Source organism: Pantoea sp. RCC30.1 (assembly GCF_058148845.1).
Genome location: NZ_JBXUHX010000007.1, coordinates 160,840 through 185,702, shown reverse-complemented (window position 1 = coordinate 185,702; position 24,863 = coordinate 160,840). Strand labels below are relative to the sequence as shown.

20 protein-coding genes, 2 tRNA genes and 2 rRNA genes are annotated in these 24,863 nt (G+C 49.2%); 13 read left to right on the top strand and 11 right to left on the bottom strand.

From position 1 onward, the window contains the following. The 3 genes from AC2LB6_RS09110 to AC2LB6_RS09100 form a co-directional block, all read left to right on the top strand. Positions 1–575: ribosomal RNA gene (locus AC2LB6_RS09110) — 23S ribosomal RNA — on the top strand; the annotation flags it as partial. Positions 576–668: 93 nt separating this feature from the next. Continuing rightward, positions 669–784, top strand: a 5S ribosomal RNA gene (gene rrf, locus AC2LB6_RS09105). Between the two features lie 87 nt (positions 785–871). After that, positions 872–948, top strand: a tRNA-Asp gene (locus tag AC2LB6_RS09100). A 71-nt stretch (positions 949–1,019) separates the two neighbouring features. Here AC2LB6_RS09100 and yafC read toward each other — a convergent pair. Further along, a complete protein-coding gene (yafC, locus tag AC2LB6_RS09095) occupies positions 1,020–1,922 on the bottom strand; it encodes a DNA-binding transcriptional regulator YafC (RefSeq protein WP_490093257.1) in 903 nt (300 codons plus the stop codon). A 264-nt stretch (positions 1,923–2,186) separates the two neighbouring features. Between yafC and AC2LB6_RS09090 the strand changes: the two genes are divergently transcribed. Next, complete coding sequence (locus AC2LB6_RS09090) at positions 2,187–2,978, top strand: endonuclease/exonuclease/phosphatase family protein (RefSeq protein WP_031590451.1); 792 nt, start codon at positions 2,187–2,189, stop codon at positions 2,976–2,978. A 105-nt stretch (positions 2,979–3,083) separates the two neighbouring features. On the opposite strand, the gene mltD is transcribed toward AC2LB6_RS09090, so the two are convergent. Both mltD and gloB read right to left on the bottom strand, forming a co-directional pair. Beyond that, positions 3,084–4,460, bottom strand: coding sequence for a murein transglycosylase D (gene mltD / locus AC2LB6_RS09085; protein ID WP_490093256.1), 1,377 nt, complete (start codon positions 4,458–4,460; stop codon positions 3,084–3,086). A 71-nt stretch (positions 4,461–4,531) separates the two neighbouring features. Beyond that, positions 4,532–5,287 carry a hydroxyacylglutathione hydrolase gene (gene gloB / locus AC2LB6_RS09080; RefSeq protein ID WP_490093262.1) on the bottom strand — a complete coding sequence of 252 codons (756 nt, stop codon included), beginning with the start codon at positions 5,285–5,287 and terminating at the stop codon, positions 4,532–4,534. 42 nt (positions 5,288–5,329) lie between these two features. Between gloB and AC2LB6_RS09075 the strand changes: the two genes are divergently transcribed. After that, a complete protein-coding gene (locus tag AC2LB6_RS09075) occupies positions 5,330–6,067 on the top strand; it encodes a class I SAM-dependent methyltransferase (RefSeq protein ID WP_490093255.1) in 738 nt (245 codons plus the stop codon). On the opposite strand, the gene rnhA is transcribed toward AC2LB6_RS09075, so the two are convergent. Then, positions 6,049–6,516, bottom strand: coding sequence for a ribonuclease HI (gene rnhA / locus AC2LB6_RS09070; RefSeq protein WP_490093254.1), 468 nt, complete (start codon positions 6,514–6,516; stop codon positions 6,049–6,051). The genes AC2LB6_RS09075 and rnhA overlap by 19 nt on opposite strands. Before the next feature lie 51 nt (positions 6,517–6,567). On the opposite strand from rnhA, the gene dnaQ reads away from it, so the two are divergent. Together dnaQ and AC2LB6_RS09060 are read left to right on the top strand one after the other, a co-directional pair. Beyond that, the gene (gene dnaQ / locus AC2LB6_RS09065) at positions 6,568–7,299 is read left to right on the top strand and encodes a DNA polymerase III subunit epsilon (RefSeq protein ID WP_490093253.1); all 732 of its coding nucleotides are present in this window, start codon (positions 6,568–6,570) and stop codon (positions 7,297–7,299) included. Between the two features lie 134 nt (positions 7,300–7,433). Continuing rightward, positions 7,434–7,510: transfer RNA gene (locus AC2LB6_RS09060), tRNA-Asp, on the top strand. A 220-nt stretch (positions 7,511–7,730) separates the two neighbouring features. Here AC2LB6_RS09060 and AC2LB6_RS09055 read toward each other — a convergent pair. The 7 genes from AC2LB6_RS09055 to tssF are packed head-to-tail and all read right to left on the bottom strand — an operon-like array spanning position 7,731 to position 16,422. Next, positions 7,731–8,222: a DcrB-related protein gene (locus tag AC2LB6_RS09055; RefSeq protein WP_490093252.1), complete on the bottom strand. Its 492-nt coding sequence runs from the start codon at positions 8,220–8,222 to the stop codon at positions 7,731–7,733. Positions 8,223–8,239: 17 nt separating this feature from the next. Continuing rightward, the gene (locus AC2LB6_RS09050; RefSeq protein ID WP_490093251.1) at positions 8,240–10,054 is read right to left on the bottom strand and encodes an OmpA family protein; all 1,815 of its coding nucleotides are present in this window, start codon (positions 10,052–10,054) and stop codon (positions 8,240–8,242) included. Beyond that, entirely contained in the window at positions 10,051–11,400 is a 1,350-nt protein-coding gene (locus tag AC2LB6_RS09045; protein ID WP_490093250.1) for a GlcNAc-transferase family protein, read from the bottom strand. The genes AC2LB6_RS09050 and AC2LB6_RS09045 overlap by 4 nt, the downstream gene beginning before the upstream one ends. 26 nt (positions 11,401–11,426) lie before the next feature. Then, positions 11,427–12,410, bottom strand: coding sequence for a fimbrial protein (locus tag AC2LB6_RS09040; RefSeq protein ID WP_490093249.1), 984 nt, complete (start codon positions 12,408–12,410; stop codon positions 11,427–11,429). A gap of 3 nt (positions 12,411–12,413) precedes the next feature. Further along, positions 12,414–13,496: a type VI secretion system protein TssA gene (locus AC2LB6_RS09035; protein WP_490093248.1), complete on the bottom strand. Its 1,083-nt coding sequence runs from the start codon at positions 13,494–13,496 to the stop codon at positions 12,414–12,416. A 35-nt stretch (positions 13,497–13,531) separates the two neighbouring features. Beyond that, positions 13,532–14,545 carry a type VI secretion system baseplate subunit TssG gene (gene tssG / locus AC2LB6_RS09030; protein ID WP_490093247.1) on the bottom strand — a complete coding sequence of 338 codons (1,014 nt, stop codon included), beginning with the start codon at positions 14,543–14,545 and terminating at the stop codon, positions 13,532–13,534. Further along, positions 14,542–16,422 (bottom strand): type VI secretion system baseplate subunit TssF, encoded by a 1,881-nt coding sequence (gene tssF / locus AC2LB6_RS09025; protein WP_490093246.1) that lies wholly within the window; start codon positions 16,420–16,422, stop codon positions 14,542–14,544. Before tssF ends, tssG begins: the two co-directional genes overlap by 4 nt. Positions 16,423–16,778: 356 nt before the next feature. On the opposite strand from tssF, the gene tssH reads away from it, so the two are divergent. The 6 genes from tssH to tssB all read left to right on the top strand — a co-directional run bounded on the left by tssH (position 16,779) and on the right by tssB (position 24,855). Then, on the top strand, positions 16,779–19,442 hold the full coding sequence (tssH, locus tag AC2LB6_RS09020; RefSeq protein ID WP_490093245.1) for a type VI secretion system ATPase TssH: 2,664 nt from the start codon (positions 16,779–16,781) through the stop codon (positions 19,440–19,442). 103 nt (positions 19,443–19,545) lie between these two features. Further along, positions 19,546–20,091: a fimbrial protein gene (locus AC2LB6_RS09015; RefSeq protein ID WP_490093244.1), complete on the top strand. Its 546-nt coding sequence runs from the start codon at positions 19,546–19,548 to the stop codon at positions 20,089–20,091. A gap of 102 nt (positions 20,092–20,193) precedes the next feature. Next, a complete protein-coding gene (locus AC2LB6_RS09010) occupies positions 20,194–20,961 on the top strand; it encodes a fimbrial biogenesis chaperone (protein WP_490093243.1) in 768 nt (255 codons plus the stop codon). Between the two features lie 77 nt (positions 20,962–21,038). Further along, positions 21,039–23,663, top strand: coding sequence for a fimbria/pilus outer membrane usher protein (locus AC2LB6_RS09005; RefSeq protein ID WP_490093242.1), 2,625 nt, complete (start codon positions 21,039–21,041; stop codon positions 23,661–23,663). Continuing rightward, positions 23,654–24,241, top strand: coding sequence for a fimbrial protein (locus AC2LB6_RS09000; RefSeq protein WP_490093241.1), 588 nt, complete (start codon positions 23,654–23,656; stop codon positions 24,239–24,241). Before AC2LB6_RS09005 ends, AC2LB6_RS09000 begins: the two co-directional genes overlap by 10 nt. An 86-nt stretch (positions 24,242–24,327) precedes the next feature. Beyond that, positions 24,328–24,855 carry a type VI secretion system contractile sheath small subunit gene (tssB, locus tag AC2LB6_RS08995; protein WP_490093261.1) on the top strand — a complete coding sequence of 176 codons (528 nt, stop codon included), beginning with the start codon at positions 24,328–24,330 and terminating at the stop codon, positions 24,853–24,855. Positions 24,856–24,863 lie beyond the last annotated feature (8 nt).

Below are 24,863 nucleotides of genomic sequence, written 5' to 3'. Positions count from 1 at the left end.
GGCATAAGCTGGCTTGACTGCGAGAGTGACGGCTCGAGCAGGTGCGAAAGCAGGTCATAGTGATCCGGTGGTTCTGAATGGAAGGGCCATCGCTCAACGGATAAAAGGTACTCCGGGGATAACAGGCTGATACCGCCCAAGAGTTCATATCGACGGCGGTGTTTGGCACCTCGATGTCGGCTCATCACATCCTGGGGCTGAAGTAGGTCCCAAGGGTACGGCTGTTCGCCGTTTAAAGTGGTACGCGAGCTGGGTTTAGAACGTCGTGAGACAGTTCGGTCCCTATCTGCCGTGGGCGCTGGAGAATTGAGGGGGGTTGCTCCTAGTACGAGAGGACCGGAGTGAACGCACCACTGGTGTTCGGGTTGTCATGCCAATGGCATTGCCCGGTAGCTAAGTGCGGAAAAGATAAGTGCTGAAAGCATCTAAGCACGAAACTTGCCCCGAGATGAGTTCTCCCTGACTCCTTGAGAGTCCTGAAGGGACGTTGAAGACTACGACGTTGATAGGCCGGGTGTGTAAGCGCAGCGATGCGTTGAGCTAACCGGTACTAATGACCCGTGAGGCTTAACCTTACAACGCCAGAGGCGTTTTTGAGAGACACGATTTTCAGCTTTGTTACCGGATATATCTGCGCGGCCCGTGAGGCGGCGCGGAGACAGAATTTGCCTGGCGGCTTTAGCGCGGTGGTCCCACCTGACCCCATGCCGAACTCAGAAGTGAAACGCCGTAGCGCCGATGGTAGTGTGGGGTCTCCCCATGCGAGAGTAGGGAACTGCCAGGCATCAAATTCGTTCCTTTTCCCCTGACAAGGAAAGCAACAGGAACAGACGGTGATCAGCCAGTTGCTGAGAGCTGTGAAAGAATCGGTGGAGCGGTAGTTCAGTTGGTTAGAATACCTGCCTGTCACGCAGGGGGTCGCGGGTTCGAGCCCCGTCCGTTCCGCCACTTAATTGGAAAGCCCTGACTTAACGGTCAGGGATTTTTCCATTGTAGCCAATAAGCCGGCCTCTAAGACCTCAGGTGCGCCAAGGTTGCTCAGCTGTCCACTCACTGAGAAAATCGATAAAAGCCCGCACACGCTGGCTCACGCCAATATCGCTATAGTAAACCGCATTGAAGGGCATCTCGACCAGCAGTCGCTGATCGGCCAGCACTTCAACCAGTGTTCCTTCCGCTACCTCACGATCGATCATATAGTCCGACAGACAGGCAATACCATTACCGGTAAGGCATAGCTGCTTAATAGTCTCACCGCTGTTCGAAGAAAGAGCCCAGTTGATATCAAAGAGTTCCCCGCTTTCACGGGAGACGGGCCAGCGATTAAGTTTTGGAGAGTCATCAAAGCCAAGGCAGTAATGGTTATCAAGTTCAGCGACAGTATGTGGTATCCCATGCTCACGAAGATAGGCGGGTGAAGCAACCACCTTGCGAAAGCTGTTGAACAGCAGCCGGGCGCGCAGCGTCGAGTCGATCAGATTGCCGGCACGAATGGCGATATCGACTTTTCGCTCAATCAGGTTGATAAAACTCTCTGAGGAGATTAAAGAAATAGTCACTTCAGGATAGCGCTGACGGAAGGGCTTAATCATCGGCATCAGCAAATGCAGAATGACCGGTGTCGCGGCATCAATCCGCAGCAGGCCTTTTGGCGCTTGCAGACTTTCGATCAAATCGCTTTCTGCTGTGGTCATCTCCTGCAAAAATCGCTGAACGTGGCGAAAATAGCGTTCTCCCTCCTGAGTCAGTGCCAGCTGCCGCGTTGTGCGGGTCAGCAGGGCAATACCCAGCTTGCTCTCCAGCTTTTTAATGGTCCTGCTGACGGCAGAATTCGCCATCTTCAACTGTTCAGCAGCGCGACTGAAACTCCCACTTTCTACTACGCTGACAAACACTTTTAGTTCGTCAGAAGATGCCTTCATTCTTCCTCCCTGCAGTGACGTGGCCATTAAGTGAGTTTATAGCCGATAATGTTGTTATAACCAGTATAGAGCCCTCGATGATGACAACTTCAATGTCGTCAGCCAATCTGCCTCGTTTTGCTTAGCGAACTTAAAAGAGCTGCTTTATGCTGCAGAAGCGTGATGAATTCTGACATTCACCTGCATTCATTGAAACCCCGGTCTAGAATCCCTATAACAGACAAATGTTAACTGTATTTTTTGAATCATCAGCCAGGCGGGAAAGTGCGCAAAAAAACTTATGCAATGCGATATGTAGCAGGACAACCAGTGGAACAGATCTTTCCACCTGGCGCGATGCTCCATCTCGGTCAGGCACTGCCTCCCGGCGCGCCATTGCCTGCGCATCCAAACCTCAAGGTCCTGGTATGGAACATCTTCAAGCAGCAACGTGCAGACTGGATGTCGGTACTGGAAGGATTTGGCAAGGATGCGCACCTGGTATTACTGCAGGAGGCGCAGACCACGCCGGAACTGGTGGAGTTTGCGACCAGTAATTATCTGGCTGCCGATCAGGTGCCCGCCTTTGTGCTGCCTCAGCATCCCTCTGGGGTAATGACGCTCGCCTCTGCACACCCGGTCTATTGTTGCCCATTGCGTGAGCGTGAGCCTCTGCTGAGGCTCTCTAAATCGGCACTGGTCACGGCCTATCCTCTGCCGGCCGGTGAAATGCTGATGGTCGTGAACATCCATGCGGTTAACTTCAGCCTGGGTGTCGACGTCTACAGTAAACAGCTGGGGCCAATCGGCGAGCAGATCATGCATCACCAGGGGCCGGTGATTATGGCCGGAGATTTCAATGCCTGGAGCCGTCAGCGTATTAATGCGCTCTACCGGTTTGCACAGCGGATGAAACTGGAAGAGGTGATGTTCACTGCCGACCACCGCCGCAAAGCATTTGGCCGCCCACTGGATTTCGTTTTCTATCGCGATCTCAGAGTGAGCGAGGCATCTGTACTGGTGACGCGAGCGTCCGACCATAACCCCTTACTGGTGGAGTTCAGTTCAGGAAGCTAGTCCGATGCATTGAGTGTGCCTGCAGAAGGGGGAGTCCGGGGGATGAGTAAACTGTGGCAGATGAATAAAAGAAAAAGGCTGACAATTGTCAGCCTTTTCAACGTATCAGGTATCAGGTGTAGCGTTATTATTCACAAACAGCGTTAAGTTATCGCCGGGTTGAATATCTTTCGCACTGTCCAGAACACTGTTCCAGCGCATCACGTCTTTAATATTGACGCCGTGATGACGGGCAATACTGTCAAGAGAATCACCCTTACGAACACGGTAGGTGATGCTGTTGCCGTTATCGGCCAGTCGGGAGCCATTCGAACCGATGGTCAGAGTTTGACCCGGTCGGATATCAGCACCGCGCAGGTTGTTTTCCTGTCTCAGTGTCGAGACGCTGACGCCAAGTTTAGAGGCAATACCAGAGAGCGTATCACCACGTCGCACTTTATAACCGCCACTCGCGCTGGCTTTCGCAAGCTGCGTAGGCTGTACCGCTGCGATGTCACCGGAAGCCAGTGAGTTACGCAGTTTCGCGACGTTCGACTTCGGCACCATAATGTAGTGCGGGCCGTTTGGCGCTGTTGCACCGCCTTTGTAGCCGGTATTGAAGCTCTTCAGTTTCGTGAGCGACATACCCGCCATTTCGGCAGCCTGCGTCAGCTGTATCTGCTGACCCACTTCTACTCGTGCCAGAGCACGACTTTCATTAGGTGTCGGCAGTTTGATACCGTAACGCTTGTTATTTTTGAGCAGTTCACTCAGAGCTAACATTTTAGGCACATACACAGTCGTTTCGCGTGGCAGCGATAAATGCCAGAAGTCAGTCGGCTTACCGCGCGCCTTGTTCTGCTTAATCGCTTTGAGCACACGTCCTTCACCACTGTTGTATGCGGCGATGGTCAATAACCAGTCACCGTCAAACATGGTGTTGAGACGCTGCATCATATCCAGCGCAACTTTCGTGGATGCGACCACATCACGTCGCCCATCGTAATACTGGTTTTGTTTCAAACCATAGTTTCGACCCGTAGCCGCAACAATCTGCCAGATACCAGCGGCATTGGCGGATGATGTTGCATGGGGGTCAAAAGCGCTCTCCACTATGGGTAGCAGTACCAGTTCCATCGGCATTTTACGTTTCTGTATCTGCTCGACTATCCAGTACATGTACGGCTCTGCCCGTAATGTTACATCGTGGAGATAGCTCTTATTTTTTAGAAATTTACTTTTTTGTTCGCGGATTGCCGGGTTTTCCGGAATCCCCATCTTCAACTCGTCACTAATGAAACTCCAGAGATCTGCGTCTGCTGCGAGGCCAGTTCCATCTTCCTGCCAACGCGGCGACAAAAACTCATCTCCGTACTTTTCATTTTCACCTTGACCAGCTGAAGACAGACTCTGTGCATGCTGTACCGGGATATTGGCATCGTTCCTGGACGCCTGACATCCCACCAGCAAGACTGAGGCGAGTAATATCGCTTTAGCCTTCATATGTGTGTCAATAGTTCGCTTAAAAGACGAGCAACTATACTTGACGACTTTTCACAACACAACCCGAAAAATCAAAAACCGTCTTTCTTCTCGCGTAGAACGGCAAATGTATGCCATACCGGCCCATCAGAAACATTAACGTTTAAAGCGTGTTGTAAATCAACATCTTGCGTTCGCAAAAATAAATTAATAGTCCGTTCGTGCGCCAGTTTTGTTGGCAGACTAATGCCATTTTCAGCACGTAAGTCCTTAATTTTCTGATATTCGGCCGTTATTTGTGGGTCATGGGGCAAAATAGCCGCAGCAAACTTCAGATTGGATAAAGTATATTCATGCGCACAGCAAATCAGTGTTTCTCCTGGTAGCTGATTAAGCTTTTGAAAAGAATCATACATCTGCTCTGGTGTGCCCTCAAAAAGACGTCCGCAGCCACCCGAAAAGAGGGTGTCGCCACAAAAAAGATAAGGCGCGCTGTAATATGAGATATGTCCTAAAGTGTGACCAGGGGTGTGGATCACTTCGAATGTCAGGCCCAGAACCGTAACTTTATCGCCTTCACTGACTACCGTTCTTGCTCCTTTGGCCTCGGTTTCCTGGGGGCCGTACACCTTCAGTTGCGGGAAATGCTCACACAGGGTTTTCACTCCGCCGGTATGGTCGTTATGGTGATGAGTCAGCAGAATCGCGACCGGCTCCCAGCCGTTGGACGCCATTTTTTCTAACGCCGGTTGGGCTTCGCCGGGATCAACAATCAGGCATTTCCCTTCATCATCCGTCAGTGTCCAGATGTAGTTGTCCTGCAACGCAGGAATACTGGTAAGATTCATCATCACCTCTCGCAGGTCGTAGGAAAAGGAAGAGCGTAAAGCATGAAGCCCGCTAAATCACGCCAGATTCTGAACGCACCACTGTCGTGGCGCGATATGCCGTGGGGAGATTATTTCCGCGACGCGCTAACGCAGCAGCTTCAGCCTTACCTCGGAAAGCTATATGGCTTTCATATGCTTAAGCTTGGCAACCTCAGCGCAGAAATCAACACTGAAAACTGTGCTATTTCACATCAGGTCAATGTGGGCAGTCAGGGTGAGCTGCTACAGGTGCTGGCTGACCCGATGCAACTGCCGTTTGAGTCAAAGTCGATTGATGCCTGTTTACTGGCCCATACTCTCGCCTGGAGTCAGGATCCTCACCGGGTATTGCGCGAAGTGGACAGGGTGTTGATTGACGATGGCTGGATGATTATCAGCGGCTTTAATCCGTTTAGTCTGCTCGGCGTGAGTAAGATAGTGCCGGGATTAACCCGCAAAGCGCCGTGGAGCGGACGGATGTTCAGCCAGATGCGGTTGGTCGACTGGCTGGGGCTGCTGAATTATGAAGTGGTCTATCGCACCCGATTTCAGGTGCTGCCGTGGCACCGGCAGGGCGGGAAACTGATCAGCGCCCACTTACCGGCGCTGGGCTGTCTGAATATTGTGGTGGCACGTAAGCGCACCTTCCCGTTGCTGCCGACCCGGGCAAAGAAGAGCCTGAGCACCAGCAAGATCCGCCAGGCGGTCAACGCTACGCGTCAGTTCCGGAAGGCAGAGGATCAGGACTCGGTTTTATAACCGATATCTTCAAAAGCAGGATTTTCAGCCGCGCTGCGGGCCAGAACGTCGCAGCGTTCATTCTCCGGATGTCCGGCATGTCCTTTAACCCACTCCCACTGAATGTTGTGGGTGCTGAGTGCCAGATCGAGACGTTGCCAGAGATCGACATTCTTAACCGGCTTTTTATCGGCGGTTTTCCAGCCTCGCTTTTTCCAGTTGTGGATCCAGCTGGTGATGCCCTGACGTACATACTGACTGTCGGTACTGAGTACCACGTCGCACGGCTGGGTCAACGCTTCAAGCGAGACAATCGCCGCCATCAGTTCCATGCGGTTATTGGTGGTAAGGTGATAGCCTGCGCTGAAGGTTTTCTCATGCTGACCGTAGCGTAAAATCGCCCCGTAACCGCCGGGACCGGGATTTCCAAGACAGGATCCATCGGTGAATATTTCTACCTGTTTGCGCATCTCTGGTAGACTTCCTCTCAAAAACGCTAAGTCTGACATAAAACGGGTCTTATGAGCACTGCAAATAACCGCCAGATCGTTCTCGATACTGAAACCACCGGCATGAACATGATCGGGGTACATTATGAGGGGCACCGCATCATTGAGATTGGTGCGGTGGAGGTGATTAACCGTCGCCTGACCGGTAACAATTTCCATATGTATCTCAAGCCCGATCGGCTGGTCGACCCCGAAGCCTTTGGCGTCCACGGTATTGCCGATGAGTTCCTGGCCGACAAGCCGGCCTTTAGCGAAATCGCCGATGAGTTTCTCGACTACATTCGCGGTGCGGAGTTAGTCATCCATAACGCGCCGTTTGATATCGGCTTTATGGATTACGAATTTTCAAAGCTGAACCGCGGCATTGAGAAAACCGAAACCTTCTGCAAAATTACTGACAGCCTGGCGCTGGCACGTCGTATGTTTCCCGGCAAGCGTAACAGCCTTGATGCGCTCTGCTCGCGTTACGAAATAGACAACACCAAACGAACCCTGCACGGCGCACTGCTTGATGCCGAGATTCTAGCCGAAGTCTTCCTGACCATGACCGGCGGTCAGACGTCACTCTCCTTCTTATCGGAAAGTGAAAGCGCCCGTCAGGCTCAGGGAGAGAGTATTCAGCGCATCGTTCGTCCAGCCTCTGCACTGCGCGTGGTCAAGGCCAGCGAAGAGGAAGTGGTTGCCCATGAGTCCCGTCTGGATCTGGTGATGAAAAAGGGTGGTGGCTGCCTGTGGCGCGGCTGAATGGCCTGTTTTTGTGGATAAAATCAACGCCAAGCTGAAAAAAACAGCAAACGATTCACTCACCTGGAAAAAGCGTTGACGCCGTAACGGCCTGCCATTACTATGCGCCTCGTTCTCGACGGGGAACAAAGCGCGGAGCGGTAGTTCAGTTGGTTAGAATACCTGCCTGTCACGCAGGGGGTCGCGGGTTCGAGCCCCGTCCGTTCCGCCAATCTCTTTAAAAAAGCCGATTCAGAAATGAATCGGCTTTTTGCGTTGATGCCTCTTTTATTTTTACCATGATGACTTTTAAATTATTCATCACTCTTCTGCTGCTATCTGCCTGATGTGAAATAGACGTTATATTTCTCCGGATAGTAATAGTCTGTGTGAGCAAACCGTTCATCCTGTAAACCCGACTACCAGGCTGACAGTCGGGTTAAAAAGCTGCTTTAATTTTCCTGACTAACGGCGATTTCAACCGGTGTGAAGCTATTAATAATACGAACGTAATGTTTACGTTGTGCCTCGCTGAAATCATCATTTGTGGCCAGAGTGAAAACCATCAACCGGCGTGAGTGAGGATTGAGGTCAGGATGCCATGGCAGAGTGAGCACAGACGAAACCTGCCGTACCCATACACCATCTTCCAGGAATTTATTTGCGGTTTGCAGAACCGGCAATTTTGCCGGACCGATTTCATGCTTAAGGTTTTTCCCCTCAACTTCAAAACCGGGAACTAAACGCTTCATTCTTTCACACTGCTGCTCACAAAATTCATCTACCGTTTGATCCTGTTCCAGCGTGGCGCGGTTAATCAGAATATTGTACGGTCTATTTTCCTCGTCCATGTAGCGAAGTATATTTATAGATTGATCCTCTTGTGGCATGAACGTCATAAACGTCCCTTCATTAAGTGGATAAACGGTTGGTTTGCTGCTCATAACATTCTCTCTTATTTTTACTGACTTTGAATGTGCAATGGAATGATCTCGACGCGGCGATTTAACGCGCGTCCTTCAGGAGAATCGTTGCTGGCTATAGGCCGGGAATTGCCAGCCCCTGTAACGATAAAATGGCTGACAGGCAAACCACTTTTCTCAGCCAGCCAGTTTCGAATGACGTTGGCTCGCTCAACTGAAAGGGCATTATTTATGACATAAGTACCGGAACTATCCGTATGACCGATAATGAGATAGGTCTGGGACGGCGCCTCCTTCATTTTTGCTGCTACCTCCATCAATACTTTCTCGCTATCTGGCATAAGCCTGCTGCTGCCTTGTTGGAACAGCGGTATATTAGCGGGTGTAAAAAAGGTTGGCGGGTCGCGTGTTTGATCCTTTAGCAGCATGCTCTCCGGAAAGGCGATCTGGCTTAACAAGTGGAAAGCGGGATCGGTTTTCAACTTAACGTAATAGGCAACGCCAACCGTCAGAAAGGCAATAAGTCCCAGCGGTAGCGCAAACTTCGGCCAACCGGATTTGCTGGGGGAATAGGGCACGTTAACTGGTGTAACCCGCGAGGTGATCGATTTTGGTCGTGAAGATTTTGACAATGGCAGAATGATCTCTGGCAGTGGCGGCAGAGTAATCGCGGCCGACAGCCCAGGCAGGATAGCGCATTTCTCAGCCAGCCAGAATGACCAGGCTCCATGGCGGGTGAATCCCATCCCGTAATCGGCAAGTGTTACGCCAGCCAGTTTAAGTGATGTACTGTCGAACAAGTTTTGTAACATGCTCATGATTCGCTGTTCTGCCAGCCAGGTAACCAGGGTTGAACCCAGCGCATGTCGCTGTATGGCGTAGAGGTCATCACCACTATCGTTAGCCTCAAGCTCGCTAATCAGATCAATAAATCGAGATTCCAGCTTAATATCGCAATTTGCTGCCGGTGCCAATTGGCCAGTCCAGATTGCTTTATCAGGATTATGAGCATCACGCTGCTGGCTCAGACGTGTGTAAAGTCCGAGAAAACAGGGCAGTGGTTCTGACAGCTGTACAGATTTAAAAGCGTGTAGCCATGCCATCATCTGCTCGATCATGATGCTGCTGTTTTCAAAGCCATCCGCTAACAGTGGGAAATAAGTCTGCACTGCCATTTCGGGATGGTGGGTCTTTATATGAGCGATCCGATCAATTACGGTATGAGCATGATCAGCAAGGGCCCAAACGATTTGACCTTCATCGTTAGAAAATAGATCGAACTGCCTGAACCACTTTCTGGCGAAGGGCCCAATAATAAGCACCATTATTTTGGCAGAACCGGTGAATTCATGCTGAGTATTAAAAAATTCAAGCTGTTTTGTGGGCTGGCTGACGCGCATATGTGAAAAATGGCGTTCGCGATAGGCTGTACGAAGCGCAACAAGTGTTTCACTTTGGCCTTCAGTTTGCCTCAGCAGCGTGAGTAATTTCCAGGCGTAACTGAACATCACCTCATTGCCGCTAGAAAGCAGGGGCTTGAGTCGTGATGAAAGAGCGGTATCCTGCCTGCTTTCACTGTAGCCGTAAAAATGAGGTTCCAGCGAATAGCGCTGCCAGTGGAGTAAATCACCACGTTCATTATCTGTGAGCCGCTGGTCAAAATAGCAGCACAGGAATTGACAAAGCGCCTCGCTCTCCATCTCATCATGGTTTTCAACAAGTAGCGCTTTATTAAATTGCTCAATGAGCGAAATGAGCCTGAGTTGAAGATCTGCGGCCGAGGTTATGACGCCGTCAAAAGCGATAAGGGTATCTATCGCAATAAGCCGACAAAGAAAGGTTTTGCTTTTCACCACGATTTCTCCAGCACCTTACCCCAGCCAGAAATATCTGACCAGGGACAAATCCGGATGATTGTTGGTCTGGTTATTATGCTGGCGGTTTTAAACTGAATATTCAGGAGAATATCGCCATTGGTTGACTTATGGCGCAACGTTTCCAGCTCGTCGATCTGCAACATCCGCTTGTAAAGCAGACGATTCAGCGCGTTATAAACACTCAGGCAAACCGCACTTATTTCATGTTCATTAACGATATAGTCTGCCGCATTCAGCGTGATGGTCTGACTAAACCAGGCATACTGTCGCTCAAGCCATTCCGTCTCGTTAGCCGGAGATTGCGCGAAGTAATTAATCTTGTCATCGCCCAGAACTTCAGGCAAAGCTGTACCTCTTTGCAGACAAATACCAGCCTGATACTCAAATTCTCTTAATCCCCGCTTCTGGCCCAGTGTATAGGGAGCCAGTGTAGAAGCCGGTTCAGCCTCCAGCCCCAGTAAAATTCTGATACGCCTTTTGGCGGTCAGATCTCTTTCCCACCACGTTTTATCAATGTTGCCCTGATTTTTCGCCTCATCACTGTGATCACTCCAGACCTTGCTATGTTCTTCACGCTGGTAAAAATGCCACAGCAGAAGTTTATGAGGATGATAGACATCATAACCGTGCGTAAACGCTCTGACCGCCATACCTATCTCTTCACCGGCAAAGAAGATCTGCGGATCGTTAGGGACCGATTTGATAAAGTGACCCGAAGCAAAGATGAATCCGCCAGCCAGATAACTTCCCCGTATCGGTGCTGAAGCCTTGAAAGGAGTCGAGCTGAACATGGGAATCCCCTGACGATCATATTCCCGGAAAATCAGACGGCTGACGTCAGATTTTTTGCATTCAGCTTCGTTATCACCTGGCGTATAAGCCGGGGGATAAGTTGAGATAACGGGATGGGGTGATTGCGCCTGTAGCATCCGCAGCATCGTTATCATTTCATTATCCCAGTCAGGAATAAACCGACAGTGAGAATCTATTTGCAGGAAATATTCTTCATTCTCAAAAAGTGCCTCAGCCAGACTGCGCGCCCAGCTTGCACCCTGGCTGATAAAATAATGAATCATGATGATATCGATTCGGGCTTTATTAAAGAGGAACGTTACGATTTCCTGTTCATTAAATATCCTGCGTTGCTGTAGTACAAAGCCGGCAGATTCAAAAAAATCACTGGTTTTGTCATCCTGCCAACAAATTGCGATATGCAAATTTTCAGGACATGCAGCATGCCGTAGCATATCCCTGAGCGTAGGCAGTAATTCAGGATCGCGGTAACTGGCGATGCTGACGAAGATGGTTGCTGGTTGATTCATATTAGCCTGATCCAAAATGCTTTCGGTTACTGAATATCAAATAGTATTTCTGCTGCAGCGGTAAAAGTTCCTCCCGCTGGGGTTGCAGATTTGCCGGGAATAAGCGTGGCTTTCCAGGCAAACTCGGTCGGTCCCTGACTGGTACTGTTTTTATCTTCTGTGGTTGTACCATTGACATTCATTAACTGATTCAAACCGTCCGTAATGCGGATTCCCAGACTGTCACTATTGCCAGTCGCATCCAGAACGCGGATGTAAGTACCGTCTGAGGAGGGAGAATTGGTAATCATGGATGCTTTTGCGGCATAGCTGCCGTAATCACTTTTGCAGGTAATAGAGAAACCAAGGTCCCGTGTAACGCCTGTTTTTAATAGCGAGGGAGTTACGGTATTGAAATCGACGGTTTTATTACCATCGGTGGTGCATGTCGGCGTGCTGATAAGTTTCATCTCTCCGACAGTCAGGTTAATGATGTATGAAGCTGGGTTATCGCTGACAATATAATAGTAAGCAAGTAAACCGGCAGGGATAATCGTATTGCCCGTGGGGTCAGATAATGTGATATTACCCGTTTTAAAAAGCTGTACGCGAAAAAACGATCCCGCGGGCAGATCAAGGGTTCCCTCGGTTTCTCCATTGGGAAAGGTAAGAGTACTGGTTGATGGAAAATTGCCGAAAGCTCTGCCATTGCTGAATAATAATTTCATACCAATGCCGGAAATATTTGTTGGATAAATACGTGTAGACGAATCTTGTCCAGTAAGATTAACAACTCGTTTCCCGTACTCTGTACCTGCAAGGCATGCGTCGTAGCCAATCACACTGCCCGTGGCTGGGGTGTCGAATTGAGCGATTGGCGTTGCGGTATCTATTGCAGCATCGGCGGCAATAGTAATGGTTTGAGCATTGATAGCGAGCTGCGTGGGTTGACCACGGGCTATTGTACAGGCAGCCCAGGCACCGGGCGACATGACGATCGCACAAAACAGAAAAACGTAGATCCGTAACATAAATTATTCCTTCTCCTGACTCAGGATGGCGATGATTTCCGGGGGGTACATTTTTGTTAAATCGGCAAAATTTCTCCCGATGCTGTCTTCGGCATATTTCAACAATAAAATCAGTGGACTGCTGGGCTCGGTCATACCAAACCAGCTGCGGACTTCCTTGATAGTTTGCAGTGCGTCGGCACGATTATTAATGTCTCGACGACGTGTCTGGATAGTCGCCGGGGGCGCAGGATCGCTAATGACCACCTCAGGAGCTGATTCTGAAGTTTCGTCGAGGCAGGACGTGTTCGTTTCAACATGAATAATGCTGGCAGAGGGAGTGACCCCAACAGTCTGTTCGGACACCGGTTCCAGACTGCCGAACTCTTTGCAGAAAAGTGCAAGGATAGCGGTTAATGTCGCCAGTTCAGGAGCGTCATCGTTCAGCGTTGCGACAAGAGTTTGCTTAATTTGAACGACAAAATGATATGCCTGAACCAACGGTCGCAACGCGTCCTGTGCATTGAGATGCCATTCATGTATCAGTCCGGCTACCGCTGTTTCCGACAACGTTCCGGACTCGCGCGAAAACAGATGCGCCTTTTCAAACTCCCGAAGCGTGATTTGTAGTCCGGCGGCTTTCGGTAGCAACTGATTGCGTACATCCGTTATCAGGCCTTCAGGATCCTCAAGCTCAGCAAACGCGTTTGCCCGCAAAATTGGCGTGAATTCACCTTCGTCCAGCAGTTGAGGATGAAGATCGTCTGGCCATGTGGACAACAAGGCAGCGAGCACTTCCGTCCCCTCTGCAATCGCAGCCAAACCAATTCTGCGAAGCCGGCAGCGCATCAGAATGATAATCAGCCTGACATCTTTGCTTTTTTGCAGTAAATCCAGACACTCTCGTTCAGTTTCAGTCCAGTTTATCGGTTCTGCCGCTTCAACAAAGTCACCATATTCTGCGGCCAGTTTGGGCTGCAGCCGGGATTGCAGCATAATAAAGGCCGGATCGTACTCCAGATTTTCACCACAAGGATTATCCTGCGATAACGGTTGCAGCAGGTGCTGATAATAATTGGAACAAATGAGCACAGGTTTCTGATTCATAATATTTAATTTTGAGTAAGGACTGGATTTCCTGGTTAAAAAGACGGCTGGCGGTGACACATTTCGGGTTCGAAACTCATGCCGTATACCGGAACGGTTGCGTGTTCACGCTCCAGCCAGCTGGCATAACCAAGCTGGTGACGGCCATCAAGTCTGGCCTGCGGTACCTGATCGGCCGCCAGAATCAGTTGCACATCCCAGGCGTATTCGAATCCGATAAAACTCCGTATCAGTTCGCGTAGCACCGCCATATCACTGCCCCAGGGGCTGAATTGCATATATTGGGAAAGAGACAGCGGCCCCATGAGCACTTTAAATTTATGCTGTCTGTCCAGTACGGTATTGCCGAGAATGGCACCATCGCCAAGCAGAGCGGCGTAACGATCATCACCCAACGCACTCTGATCCTGGTCGTCCAGAAAAATCCATTGCGGCTCAAACTCTTTCAGCTCGACAGGCACTTCAAAGTAATAGTGCAATGCCCCTAAAAGACCGTCCGGATTGCGGGCTTCGCGAATAAGATGGGCAGAGGAGGCCAGTCTGGCATGGACCGGCAACGGTGAATTAACCAGTTCGGCAGGGTCGAGTCCGATCAGGCTGCCAACGTAAAACGAGAAGCGCTCGTCATTTTTACGGTCGAGCGAAGCGGTATCCTGTGATAAAAACCAGGCACGATAAAACTGGCTCAGCGCACGATGGTGAAAGATGTCGGTAAAATCAATCAACGTAGGATCGTGCTGTTCATAACGGGAATAAGCGAGCTCTGTCATATGGAGCGGCATGGCTCCCTGCGCGCCCCAGATACCCAGACCAAACAGCTGAACTTTAATTTTGTCGTCTTGCTGGCTGATTGCCGCTACCTCGCGCGGAGAGAAGGCCATGCTTGCCATCTGTCCCAGCCTGAAACGTTCCTGTGAGGGAAGCGTGGCGATGCCTGGCGGGGGTAAATCCGGCGTACGGGCAGCGATAGCCCGCATGAGACTGATAAACCCGGTTTCCCACGGTGCGTCATCATCAAACCAGACCTGTAAACCCTCAGGTATTGTCATAGTGCCCCCCGCCTGCCAGGGCGAGCCTTCCAGCGTGTAATCAGTCCGCGCTGCATGGAATGTAACTCGGTTTCAGTAAAGATATTGATAGCGGCATGACGCGCCAGATAGTTTTCCATCACCAGACCAAAGAGATAAGGACTCTTGCCGGAGAAGCCCTCTTCGTCGACGGTCAGGCTACAGTTAACCCCACGTCCATAGACCAGCAGACCTTCTTCAGAAAGCCGACGGATTACTGGTTTGGTCTGGCAACCGACCAGACTATTGATCTGTGCAACGGCATCAAGATCGGCTGCGGTCGTAAACATCCGCAGCATGTTGCGTAATGATTCGCCGCCCTGCGTATGCTCCATGTCTGAGAGAGGCAGGTAATTAAAACTCAGCTGGCGGATAAGCCGCCATGCCGACTCACCGGTATTGAACGGAGGGCGTGGTGCACTCGGCGAACTGACAAAACGAGCCCTCTCAATGGGAACCGAATCGGACATGGTAAGATCAAAACTTCCACTATTAGACAAGAGACGAGGCAAATCACGATTGGTGACCATGGCATCAACCAGCAGGTAGCGAATATGCTCTCCGTAGGGTGCCTCTTGCTGATCAACCAGCGAGATGAAGATTTCAGTGCTGGTGTAGGGTGTCCGGGTAGTATATTTACGGCTACTGTTCTCCTCCCCACGCACTTCTCGCCTGACGGAAAAATAGCGTCCGAAATTACCTCCATCTTTGTGGCGCGTTTGATAAAGCGGGTTAAACGTGAGCTCTTCGCTGGTTTCAGCCTGTAAACCAAATACCTGATTGACTGAAAATATCTCGTAATCCAGGGGGCGACTGCGATCGGGAACGATGTGGAAACTGTTGAGCGCCCTGTTAACCTCAATGCGATCAACCCGCTTTGGAAACAGGTTAATCACTGGCGTACAAAACAGGAGGAAACGCGTGGCATCGATGTGCGGAATGAGCTCCTGCGGGAGCCTGCTGAGCAGGATAATGAGCTCAACTTCATTACTGTGATTCTCCGTAAGGGCAGCAGAAAGTTGTGTGAGAGAGAAAAAGTAAAAACGCTGGCTACAGGAAATATATTCCTGAATTAAAGTATGGCCATGAAACATATTCCATTGCAGCGGCAGCAGACTTTGATCCGGGTTCAGCCCTTCAAATTTTAATGGCTGCTGGCTGATGATGATATGTTGTGACTTATCCTGCACGTGACTGCGGACTATAGTGGCAACATGATGGCCATGCAGCAGTTCAAAGATATGAGAGACAATACGTTCATCTCCCTGAATGTAAAAAGGAAGTTCATCCAGCCCCTTCAGTTCTGAAAAATTCAAATCGCCCTGCAGTTTCAGTTTGATGCGTAAAGCACCTTTCAACTGATTGTGCTTGATACGATGGTGTTCCAGATTGGGAATATCAGGTGGTACGGACGTTAAGCGGGCTTCAGTAATCTCCAGCGGCCAAAGAGTAACATTTTGATTATTTCTGAACTCGCATCGGCTCATCTCACCCGGTAATAGCCGGCTAAAGAAAGCGCTTTGTTTTGGAATGTTATAGCCGCTGGTTAAATCACCTTCATTAACATTGGGTGTCAACTGAATAACACCCATTGAAGGAATGGGTGAGTTATAGTTGGGATAAACGATATCCATTAACCGCTGAGTGAAGTTCGGGAATTCGGCATCAAGCTTAATTTGTGTTCTGGCTGATAAAAAGCAAAATGCCTCAATAAGTCGTTCCACGTAGGGATCGGCAATTTCAATTCCGTTCATACCAAGACGCCCGGCTATCTTGGGATGGCGGCTGGCAAATTCCTGTGCCATTTCTCTGATAAAGATGAGTTCCCGATTGTAGTAATCCAGAAAATTGTGTTCCACTTGGCACCCTGTTAGGTAAAAATCGACTCAGCAAGAAAAGCTAACTTCAGAATCATAAACGTTCACCAGCATAGAAATAGTAGGATTTACGCTGTGGTTATCACATCTATAGTGCCGTTATTGTAAAAGTAAATGTTGCCTGAACGGCAACCCTAATTGTCCTCGCATGACTATTTAGGAGAAAGGATCGGGCTATTTTCTTAAAAGTATTTCAAATTATAAATAAGAATATGCGTTTTTATTTTATGCGTTTAAAGTGTGTGGAAAGCAGCAGGGAAGTATAGAAATTTTCTATCAGTTTTTGTTAACCATAAATAAGATTCCAATATTCTAATTAAAACGAGATAGGTTATACCGTGGCGATATCAAGAAAGAACCTTTTCGGGAAGTTAAATAGCAATTTATTTAAAAGCGTTGAGAGTGCAACAACGCTCTGTAAGCTACGCGGTAACCACTACGTTGAACTGGTGCATTGGCTAAATCAGCTCTACCAGCAGCAAGATAGCGATTTCCGCCATGTAATTCGGCATTTTGAAATTGATGCTGAAATGCTGGAACGTGATTTTTCACAGGCATTGACCCGGCTGCCTGCTGGCGCCAGTACTATCGCTGATTTTTCTTACCATATAGAACTGGCTATTGAACGTGCATGGGTCATGGCCAGCCTGGAATGCCATGATAGAGCCATTCGCAGTGGTCATTTGTTGATGGCGCTTCTGACTACTATGGAGCTGCGTCGTGCATTATTCGCCATTTCGCCGCTCTTTGAAAAGATTCCGCTGGAACATTTAAATAAAGAGTTTGGCTATATCATTCGCGACTCGGCAGAGCAAAGCGATCTTTCCGGCGGCGCAGCTGTAACAGAAGATGCTGGTGTTCCCGGTGAGGCAAGCCATGCCCTAAGTCATCCGCAAAGCGGCGGGGGGCTAAATCAGTATTCTACTGATCTTACCGCACTTGCTCGTGAGGGTAAGCTCGACCCAGTATTAGGGCGCGACAAAGAGATCAATACCATGGTGGATATTCTGCTGCGTCGTCGTCAGAACAATCCATTGCTTACCGGGGAAGCTGGCGTAGGAAAAACGGCGGTTGTGGAAGGTTTAGCGCTGGCCATTGCTGCGGGTGAAGTACCGCCTTCGCTGCAAAAAGTGCGATTACTGACGCTTGACATCGTCGCACTCTCAGCCGGGGCCAGCATGAAAGGTGAGTTTGAGGCGCGACTTAAATCTGTGCTGGAAGAGGCTGTCAACTCTGCTGAGCCGGTCATTCTGTTCATTGATGAGATTCACACATTGGTAGGTGCTGGCGGTAATGCGGGAACCGGCGATGCCGCTAACCTGATGAAACCCATGCTTGCGCGTGGTCAGCTTCGCACGATAGGTGCCACGACCTGGAGTGAATTTAAACGTCACATAGAAAAGGATCCGGCACTCACTCGTCGCTTTCAGGTACTACAGGTTGATGAACCTTCAGAGGATCTCGCTACAGCTATGATTCGTGGCCTGATTCCCGTACTGGAAAAGCATCACAACGTCTGGATTATGGATGAAGCTGTCAGGGCTGCAGTGCGGCTTTCTCATCGATATATCCCTGCTCGTCAGCTGCCTGACAAGGCGATCAGTTTATTAGATACGGCCTGTGCCAGGGTTGCTGTTGCACAGTACGCACCACCGACAGAGCTGCAAATATTAAATTTCCGCAGGCAGTCTGCTCAGGCTGAGCTGACAGAACTCGAAAAGGCGATCGGCTTCGGCAAAGCGGACAACAAGCAACTTGGCCCGGTGCAGGATGCTATTGCAAGCCATACAGAGGAAGCTGAGATCCTTGATCATCAGTGGGCGAAAGAGTGCAAGCTGGTTGCGGATATTATTGAGACGCGACAGCAACTGCAGGCCGCTACGCGAGAGAAAACGGATACGGCGAGTTTGCAGCATCATTTAAATGAACTGGACGCGACGCTGAGTGAGCTTCGTGGTGAACAGCCTCTGGTTCAGGCTGAGGTCAATGCCGCGGTAATCGCCTCAATTGTGGCGAACTGGACAGGTATACCGGTAGGCCAGGTGCTTAAGGATGACGTTAGCGCGGTGATGGAACTACCGCAACGCCTTTCAGAGCGAGTGATTGGGCAGGAGTATGCACTGACCTGTCTGAGCCAGAATATTCAGACTGCACGCGCGGGGCTTGCTGATCCGCAAAAACCTCATGGCGTCTTTATGCTGGCAGGGCCATCAGGGGTAGGCAAAACAGAGACGGCGCTTGCCATCGCAAGTCAGCTATATGGCGGTGAGCAGAATCTGATCACCATAAATATGAGTGAGTATCAGGAAGCACATACCGTTTCATCGTTGAAAGGGTCACCACCGGGCTATGTTGGTTACGGTGAGGGCGGCGTGTTAACGGAAGCGGTGCGCCGTAAACCTTACAGCGTGATTTTACTGGATGAAATTGAAAAAGCGCATCCGGATGTTCACGAGCTTTTCTTCCAGGTTTTCGATAAGGGATCAATGGAGGATGGTGAGGGCCGGCATATTGACTTCAGAAATACGATTATTTTACTGACCAGTAACACCGGCAGTGAAATTATCAGCATGGCCTGTGCTGATCAGGAAACAATGCCTGATGAAGAGGGGCTGCTGAAAATATTACAGCCTGCGCTGCTGAAAGTATTCCCGGCTGCATTTTTGGGGCGTGTCACTGTTATTCCCTATTTGCCGCTAACACCATCGTCGTTGCAGTATATTGTCAGGATTCACTTAAATCGTATTGCCAAACGCGCTAAGGCGAATTACGGCATTACATTAGATTTCAGTGATGAATTAGTTCAGCACATTGTTGAACAGTGCCCTGTGGCTGAAACAGGGGCAAGGATGCTTATCCGGTTTATTGAGAAAAACATTCTGCCAAAACTGGGTGTGACAGTAATGAATATGACGGCCAATCCGGATGAGTCTGGTGAGCTGACAACGTTATATGTAAGTTTGTCGCAGGAAAAAACGATTGAAGTTTCTGCGATTAAGTAAGGTAGTAAGGAAGTGTTTTTATCCAGGGATTTGGATAAAGAAGTTAGTGTAATAATATTGGAAATGTTAAAAACTTATAAATGGAAACTAAGAGGTTTATTTTATGCGTAATCTAAAAATGTCGCTCTGCGCGATCGCGATGACCATTGCTTCAGGTTCAGCATTAGCAGCTGTAGGACAAGGTACCGTAACCTTTAACGGCAAACTGATCGATGAAACCTGTACTATTGCCAGCGATTCTCTTGATGTTCAGGTCACCCTGCCGACAGTGTCTACTCAGACGCTGACTACAGAGGGTGAAACTGCGGGTTCAAAAGGTTTCGACCTGAATGTTACAGATTGCCCAACTACCATCACTCAGGTTGCCGCGCATTTTGAAGCGATCGGCAGCTCTGGTGTGGACAGCACCACTGGTAACCTGACCAACCAGTTCGTCGGTACGACTGAACTTCCGGCAGCAACAAATGTGCAGGTTCGTCTGTATAACTCTGACGAGCAGCCGCTGAAACTGGGCGAAACGGGTTCTGCCGTGGCAGTGACTGCTGCTGGTACCGCCTCTATGCGCTACTACGGTGGCTACTACGCAACCGCACAAACCGGTGCGGGTACGGTCTATGCTCAGGCTGCTTATACGCTGGCCTACCCATAACAGATCGGTTTTTTTAATCTGCTAAAGGGCGAGAAATCGCCCTTTTAAAAAATGAATTTTTGCGATGTAAGTGAACGAAATGCCAGAAGCGCAGGGCGTAATATGAAATATCAACGTGCAAAATTTTTTACAATAACGACGGCTTTCCTTTCTTTGTTTATCGCACAGAGTGCCTTTGCCGGGATGACGATATCCGGAACGCGTGTTGTGTTTCCGGGAAATGAACGTGAGCATTCAGTACGGACCAATAATAAAAGCAACTCTCCATTACTGGTGCAGGTCTGGGTTGATGACGGTACGACCAATGGCGATATCAACAAATTGCAGGTGCCTTTCACTGTTACGCCGCCGGTTTACCGTGTTGAACCAGGTAAAGGTCAGAGTGTACGTCTTATCTATAATGGGATGACATTGCCTCAGGATCGTGAATCCGTTTTCTGGTTTAACATGCTGGAAATTCCACCGGTTAACGAATCAGCGGCTAAAACAGATCGCCTCGAGCTGGCATTCAGAACGCGGATTAAAATATTTTATCGCCCGAGCGTGTTGAAAAAAAGTGCGCTGGGGGAATTTGACAGCATAAAATGGCAGCTTATCAGTCCGGCGAAAGGCGTCAAAGTGACGAATCCAACGCCTTATTATATCTCTTTTGATTCTGCTTACATTATTTCAGGTAACACTAAATCGCAGCTGAAAAGCGATATGATTCCACCTTTCAGTACAAAAGATATGTTGTTAGATCCTAAAGCACCACGACCCTCATCAGTGGATAGTGTTACGGTTCGGATTATTAATGATTTTGGTAACGCCGTAGATTATCACCTGGTAAAGAGTGGCGGGAATAACCTGTCAGTCAAAGCTGATAAATAACAATGATGTTTTTAAGCTGAAAGGGTGTTTTTTTTATTTGAATTCATAAAGCACATATTGTCATCGGGAGCAGGGAAGTGAAACCGAGAACTAAGAGAAGATATGTTCGGCGAATCATACTCGAATCAAAAATTGCATTTGCAGTTCGTCATGCACTAATAATTTTAGGTGCCGGTTTACCTCTGTTTGCCATCAGCAGCGTTAACACTTTGCCATCTGCTGCCCTTTCCAGTGAGGGGACGAAAAGTGTCAGGTTCAACAGTAATTTTATTCATGGTGCCGGCGTAGATGTTTCGCGGTTTTACCAGGGTAACCCAGCGCCTGAGGGCGAATATGTCATACAGGTTTCAGTCAATGGAAAACGCCGGGGTATGCATAAAGTCGTCTTCAATACCGTCGAAGGGAGTATAGGTGCGCAGCCCTGCTTTACTGAAAAAGAGTTAAGCAGTCTGGGAATTAAACGCCCTGAGCGCGCTCTGCTGGCTAACGACGCTAATAAACAGGCTGAATACAGAACCATTGATCAATGGATTGAGGGGGCAATTGCGAACTATTCCACCGGAGATTTTTTTCTTGAAATAACGGTGCCTCAGGCGAGCCTGTTTCAGTACCCACGCGGCTATACCGACCCCAATACCTGGGATTCCGGAGAGACAGCTGCACTGATTGACTACAACAGCAATATTTATGTCCAGCAAAATTCCAATTTGTTCGACAGTAATGGCCAGCACAGCGCTAGCGGCAATCTCGGGTTGCTAGCGGGATTGAATTTCTATGACTGGCGTTTACGCAAGCGGTTAAATACCAACTGGAGCCGGAGCAATTCAACACACACGCAATCTATTTCTACTTATCTTCAGCGCGATGTTCCGGTACTGAAAAGTGAGTTAACGCTAGGTGATACAACAACCTCAGGCGATTTGTTCGACAGCATGACCGTTCGGGGTATTCAGTTAGCGTCGGAGGATCGCATGCTTCCTGATGGCCTGCGTAACTACAGTCCGCAAGTGGCAGGTATCGCTGAGTCGAACGCCAGAGTTCAGGTCACGCAGCGTGGTCGGATACTTTATGAAACCACGGTGCCACCGGGGCCGTTTGAAATCAATGATATTGGTGGAATGGGCTATGGTGGCGATTTACAGGTAACCGTTATTGAGGCTGACGGTCGCCAGCGTACGCAGATCGTCCCCTTCTCTGCGCCACCAATGTTGCTGCACGAGGGCGTTTCTCGCTTCGGCATCACCGTTGGCAAGCTTCAGGACGACTCACTGAGGGAAAAACCGAACCTGGCTCAGGCTTTTTATCAGTATGGGCTCGGGAATATGTACACGTTATATGGCGGAGGTCAGTTTTCTCCGGACTATGCTGCGGCAGGGATTGGTAACGCCTTCAATACCGCTCTGGGGGGCATATCGATGGACGTTACGCATGCCAGAAGCGATCTGGGCAATGGAAAATCGTCATCTGGTAACAGCGTTAATCTGGGATTCAGTAAGTATCTGGAAACGACACGAACGGATGTCACCCTTGCTGCCTGGCGCTACTCTTCAGATGGCTTCTATAGTCTGAGAGACGCCGCGCTGGAGCGCTATGGCGCAAAAAATGACAATTACAGGGTGGATTATCGCACCCGCCAGCGTTTCACTGTCAGCCTGGGTCAACCATTGTGGAATGATGCCCGGTTGAACCTCTCCGGCAGTTTTTATGACTATTGGAATGCGCGCTCATCCAGCAGCCAGTACATGCTGACTTACAGTAAATCTGAGCGCGATTTTTATTGGTCTGTTTCGGCTTCGCGCGCCTATAACGGTTCCGGAAAGAATGTGAATAGCCTGATGTTTTCCATCAATATTCCGCTGGGGCGCGGCAGTATTACCTCTGATAAGCCGCTGTTTACGTCAGTTTATTCGACGGTTTCTCATGACAATAACGGAAGCAGCATAGTGCAGGCTAACGCGATAGGTAATCAGGGCGAACAGAACGAACTGAGTTATGGCGTTGGAACAATGGTGAGCAGAACGCAGAGTAGCAGCACGCGAAATGCTGTAACTGGCAATGTTAACTACAACTCCTCTGTCGGGCAGTTTGGCTCAACCGCATCGCTGGGTAATCAGTCAAACCAATTGTCGATATCCGCGAATGGAAGTCTGGTCGCGCACCGTGGCGGTATTACTGCTGGCCCAAGGCTGGGTGATTCACCTTTTGCGCTGGTGGAGGCTCCTGGGGCGAAAGGCGCAAGAATGCTGAACGGTTATGGTTCGGAGATTGATGCGAATGGCTTCGCTATCGTGCCATCACTGACACCCTATCGTGAAAATACCGTGGCGGTTAATACAAACGGCCTCCCGGATATCGTTGATGTGCTGGAGAATGAAAGCACAGTCACTCCACGAATGGGTGCAATGGTTAAAGTTAATGTGAAAACACTGATCGGTGAACCGATCATCTTAAAGATTAAAGATAAAGACGGCACTCCATTACCCATTGGTATGGATATTTATGACGATAAAGATAAAAGCCTTAGCATTATTGGTCAGGGTGGAATGGCATTTATAAGAGGATGGCAGGCGGAAAAAAGTAATCTTCATGTGAACCGTTCGAATGGTAAACGTCTGTGCACCATTAATTCAGATGCTGCTATTGCCCGGCAGATGAAAAATGCGCATGGAACCATTACGCAGGTGGAGGTGATATGTCATTAATCAGACTTACAAAAAACAGTGGCGGATGTCTGCGAGCAAAATTACCAGGGGTGTTGGCAGGCATGCTGTTTACCTCTGTTGCGTGGGGGTGCACCACTGATTGTGCCATTACGGTTAATTTTACCGGTGTATATAACGACGAAACCTGTAACGTGCTCATCAATAATGCCAGTGACAATGAAACTGTGACGCTGCCAAAAATATCAACCACAGCCTTGCAGGGTAATGGCAGTGAAGCGGGCAGCGTGCCCTTTGATATTACGCTAAAGGATTGCCCAGCGAGCCGTACAATTACAGTTTCTTTTAATAGTAGCGTTAATGCTGCAGATACAACAACGGGTAATTTGGTCAATGCAACCGGTGAAAACTACAGCAATAATGTACAGATTCGTCTGAGGAAGGAAGATGGTTCTCAGGTAAGTATCGACGACAGTACCTCAGGGCAAAATTATGTCATTCCATCCTCGGCGGAGCAGGTAACACATGGATTTACTGCAAGCTATTATGCGATGGGAAACGCAACTGTTACCGCAGGGTTGGTAATGGCAATAGCCAGCATTGAGCTTGTTTATAAATAAAGGGGGAAAGAGGCTGGCTGAGTATCGAACGTTAACGACACGAGAATAATAGTTTATTCACAAACGCTTATTAAAGAGTATTCATTATTATGAGTAAAAGTAATTCACAAAAATTTATCGCACGAAATCGTGCGCCACGTGTGCAAATTGAGTATGACGTGGAAATTTACGGTAGTGAAAAGAAAATTGAGCTGCCTTTCGTTATGGGTGTTCTGGCTGATCTTTCAGGTAAAGCACTGGAACCATTACCCCCGGTTGCGGACCGGAAGTTTCTCAGCATTGATATTGATAACTTTGATGAACGTATGAAAGCAATGCGTCCACGCGTGGCTTTCGCCGTGCCGAATACCTTAACGGGTGAAGGCCAGCTCATGGTCGATATGACCTTTGACAGTATGGATGATTTTTCACCAGATGCTATCGCCCGCAAGGTCGATTCACTGGCACAGCTGCTTGAAGCCCGAACTCAGCTGGCTAACCTCCAGACCTATATGGATGGTAAAGCCGGGGCAGAGAATCTGGTCATGAAAGTACTGAACGATAAATCGCTGCTGAATACGTTGGCTTCGTCGCCGAAGCCAAAACAGGCTGATGAAGCCGCGTCCCAAAAGTGATGCAGAGA